The organism is Bacillus sp. JJ1521 (assembly GCF_036965165.1).
Lineage (GTDB): Bacteria > Bacillota > Bacilli > Bacillales > Bacillaceae_L > Ferdinandcohnia.
Window position 1 is genome coordinate 15708 of record NZ_JBALOX010000096.1, and the last position, 3802, is coordinate 19509.

Sequence of the window (3802 nt, forward strand, 5' to 3'; positions counted from 1 at the left end):
ATGGAGCTAAAAATTGTCCTTTTTTTATGTTAATGATCCTATTCGTTTTTGCAGCACTAACTAAAAGGTCCGTTTGTCTACATAAAAAAGCTGGAATTTGAATAATATCAACAATTCCAGCAACAATTTCCGCTTGATGCGCCTCATGAATATCAGTCGTTACGGGGATATTTAAATCCCTTTTAACCTTTTCTAATATTTCCATCCCTATTTTAATCCCAGGACCTCTTTCCGAATAAATCGAAGAGCGGTTAGCTTTGTCAAAGGAACCCTTAAAAACAAAGGGTACACAAAGTTTTTTTGTAATCTCATTAATATGTTCTGCTACTTCCATTACTAATTTCTCGCTTTCGATCATGCAGGGACCTGCTATTAAAACGAATGGGCGTTTACCGCCAAACACAATATCATCTCGTAACACAACTTCCTTTTCCATTAGCTTCATCTCCATGGCATTCAGATTTTTAATGTCTGTTGCTTCGTATCCATAATCTGTACCGCAAATTCGTAATCCTCTTTTGTATCTATATCGATTGCCTCAATATCATCTAATTCTTGAAAATATGGATTAAATCCAACCCTTCTTCTATGCAATAGAAAGTGTTCCTTTTGAAAAATATAAAATCCACTCGTCTCGATGAATACGGGCTCAACATCTTGAGTCCTTGGAACATCATTACATTCATAATTAAGTGTATTTCCTTTATACCATGCAAAGGTTTGCTTTTTCTGAACGCTTAAAGCAGAATCGTATTCTTCACTTAAAACATTTGCTAGCGCATTTTCGATTGAAGTATAAGTGATGAATGGAGAAGTCGTGTGTGCTAATATATATATATCACTATCAACTGTATTAATAAAAGATTCATAGATTTCATTGCCTTTTACTAAATTTCCATCCAGATAGGGATCACGATATAAAAACTTCACACCTGATGGTAAATAATTCATGACTTTATCATTGCTACAATAAACAATAACTTCGTCAACCTTTTCGATTTTCAATAAACTCTCAAAAACATACCAACTTAAAGAGTAATCTCCTAATGGAAGGATATTTTTATTTGGTAACCTTTGGCTATTTAGTTTAATAGGAACAAAAGCGGTTACTTTATTTTTCATTATTTCACCTCATTATTTTATAATGGATCTCCTCATTCACTTTAACGAACGTCCGTGTAAAAAATAAAAACAACCTCATTACTTAAGACTATTTAATAATACAAATTTCTCCCTTAATTAACGTAATTGATTCGAATGATTACTGATCTTTTCCATAAATAAATGAAAGTATTTATTGGTGTTTGCATGATTAATACTTCTAAATAATAAAGATTTTGCAGAATTATTATAAAAAACATATTCAATAATGTGGTTTAAGTTTGTAGCAACCCTTTGTTTGTAAGGCTCGTTCCCTCTCATAAAATCCATAATTTCGTAACCTTCATTACAGGCCTCAATAATTAGTTTATACAATAGAATATGGGCGATTGGATATTTTCTAAATTTAATATTATACGTTCCAAGGTAAAGGTATCTCCTTACTCCGTCTGCCATACCAAATTCAACTGCAGCAATTTCATCATTATGACTTAAATATGATAGATGTAGTAAGTTTCTTTCAAAAAGACTTTTTGCTGCTGTTAAAACAAACATTCGCTCTTCTTCAAACCTATATGCACTTGGGGTGTCAGTCTCCCCCCATTTTTCACAATGTAATTCAAAAAGCTTATTCATTACTGGTTCAATCTCGTTCTCTGATACAACCTTTGTATATTTAAGTACTCCCTCTCTATTTAACTTTCTTTCATAATAGCGAACACCCTTCAAAAACTTTTTACTAATTGAATTGTCTACCTTTTCGATATCCTTATCTAAAATTAAAAATGGACACAAATAGGTTTTGTTTCTTTCAACCGACGAAAAATCTTTCATTATATTCATATTCAAAACTGAATCAAATATTGAATTTTCTGGTACAGAACCCCAATTTATACAATCCCAACTAGCTTTGTCTTTATATATTTCTTTCATTGCAATTGAAAGAATCTTTTGGGGGCAATAATCCTTAGATAATACTGGAATTAAATAATCTGAAACCCTGGTACCTATAGGCTTTAATATCCGGAAAGGTATTCTTGCGTAAGTTTCTTGAACCAAATGAAGAGGAATGATTCCAATTGTTTGATTTTGATCTCTTACTTCAATAATATAAGGATTAATATCTTTTTGTTTACTTTCATATTTCAAACAACTTTTCAACCAACTTATATCTTGAAAAGCAGTTATATCGTGAAATCCAGACTTTAACTCTTCCCACTCTGGCATAATCTCAAAAAGTGAATCTATTTGTTTGTGTATTACTACCTGCAACATTTCCACCTCATTTTTAATGCATCATTTGTTAATTTTAGGTACTTCAACACTGGGTGTTGATCTGTTTTATTTAGTCTTATTCATTAAAACTTCATCTAAATCTACCCTTTTAAAAACTTCGAGTCTTCCTCCACGTGTTGCATTATAAATTTTAATATTATTTTGATCTGCATATTCCTTGGCAACCCGGTAGGCACCAGTCATCATATCGCCCGCAGAAGCAAATGTACTATCAACATAGTCGTAGTCTTTAAAATGATGCCTCATATTACTTGAATAATGACAATCCGTACCCAATAAGTATATTTCTTTAAACCCCATATAAGCAGCAATTTGTAATAAACAATATGTGATTGTATAACCACTATAAACAACAGAAAAAATATCATTACTAAATTTTGTATGGTATCGTTTTTTTTGAACCTTTTGTTTTAGAAAATAAAGTGGGAAAATATAATAATCATCCGGCATTTTTATTTTAAGTTGCTCTAAAATTGACTGACTTAAGAACTTGCCCTCACAATCCAACTCTTCGATATATTTTTCCATCCTTTTGTATACATTCTCATCTTGAATGCCATAATAGGTCGGCCGCCAATCCGTGTCCTCAAAGGCTAAACATATGGAATTCATACTTATAGTCGTTTCGTTTCTTAACTTTTCGAGATCTTCAATGGTTAAGCTTGGCCCTGTTGCTACAATAAAACACCGCTCCCCTTTATGCTTATTTTTTAGACCTTTTAAGTTTTCATATGGATTATTCTTCGTAAAATTATGAACCCTTAAAAACCTCTTTATATTAAAAGTCATATTAGCAACCAAATATGCTCTCACATACCTCTTTATTAAATATTGCATTTCTCCAATTTGAATTGCTAATTTGTAAATTTGTCTATTACTTTTTAAAAGTTCCCTAATACTCACATTTGTCACCTCTTTTTATGGTGGACCCCATTGTCAAGACAGTTTTTTTAAAAAATATGGTGGGGTTCCGGTAATAACACTTCATCAAGATCAACTCTTTCAAATACTTCGAGCATTCCTCCTCTTGTCGCATTATAAATTTTAATATTATTACGATTGGCATATTTTCTTGCTTCATTAAAGGCGCTTATCATTTTGTCCCTGGCTGATAAAAAAGTCGGATCTACATGACCATACTCTTTAAAGTGATGGTTCATATTCTTAGGGTAATTACAATCCACACCGAGCAAATAAATTTCCTTAAAACCCATATAAACCGCTATTTGAATTAGAGAATACGTAATTGAATATCCATCATAAACTCCGGCAAATGCATCACCGCTAAATTTTGTTTTGTACCTTTTGTGTGACATTGAATGATTAAGTAAATTCAAAGGGAAAATATAATCGTTTGTGTTAATTTTTGGTATTGATATTGTATCTCCTATGAATTTACATTGGA

At 31.7% G+C, this 3802-nt stretch carries 3 protein-coding genes and 2 pseudogenes; all 5 read right to left on the reverse strand.

Features of this window, described 5'->3' with window-relative positions:
* Positions 1 to 436, reverse strand: a pseudogene (locus tag V7147_RS14235) (3-deoxy-8-phosphooctulonate synthase); the annotation flags it as partial.
* 20 nt (positions 437 to 456) lie between these two features.
* Complete coding sequence (locus tag V7147_RS14240; protein WP_335368512.1) at positions 457 to 1122, reverse strand: acylneuraminate cytidylyltransferase family protein; 666 nt, start codon at positions 1120 to 1122, stop codon at positions 457 to 459.
* Positions 1123 to 1239: 117 nt separating this feature from the next.
* Complete coding sequence (locus V7147_RS14245) at positions 1240 to 2376, reverse strand: GNAT family N-acetyltransferase (protein ID WP_335368513.1); 1137 nt, start codon at positions 2374 to 2376, stop codon at positions 1240 to 1242.
* Positions 2377 to 2442: 66 nt separating this feature from the next.
* A complete protein-coding gene (locus V7147_RS14250; protein ID WP_335368514.1) occupies positions 2443 to 3300 on the reverse strand; it encodes a 6-hydroxymethylpterin diphosphokinase MptE-like protein in 858 nt (285 codons plus the stop codon).
* Positions 3301 to 3347: 47 nt separating this feature from the next.
* Positions 3348 to 3802, reverse strand: a pseudogene (locus V7147_RS14255) (6-hydroxymethylpterin diphosphokinase MptE-like protein); the annotation flags it as partial.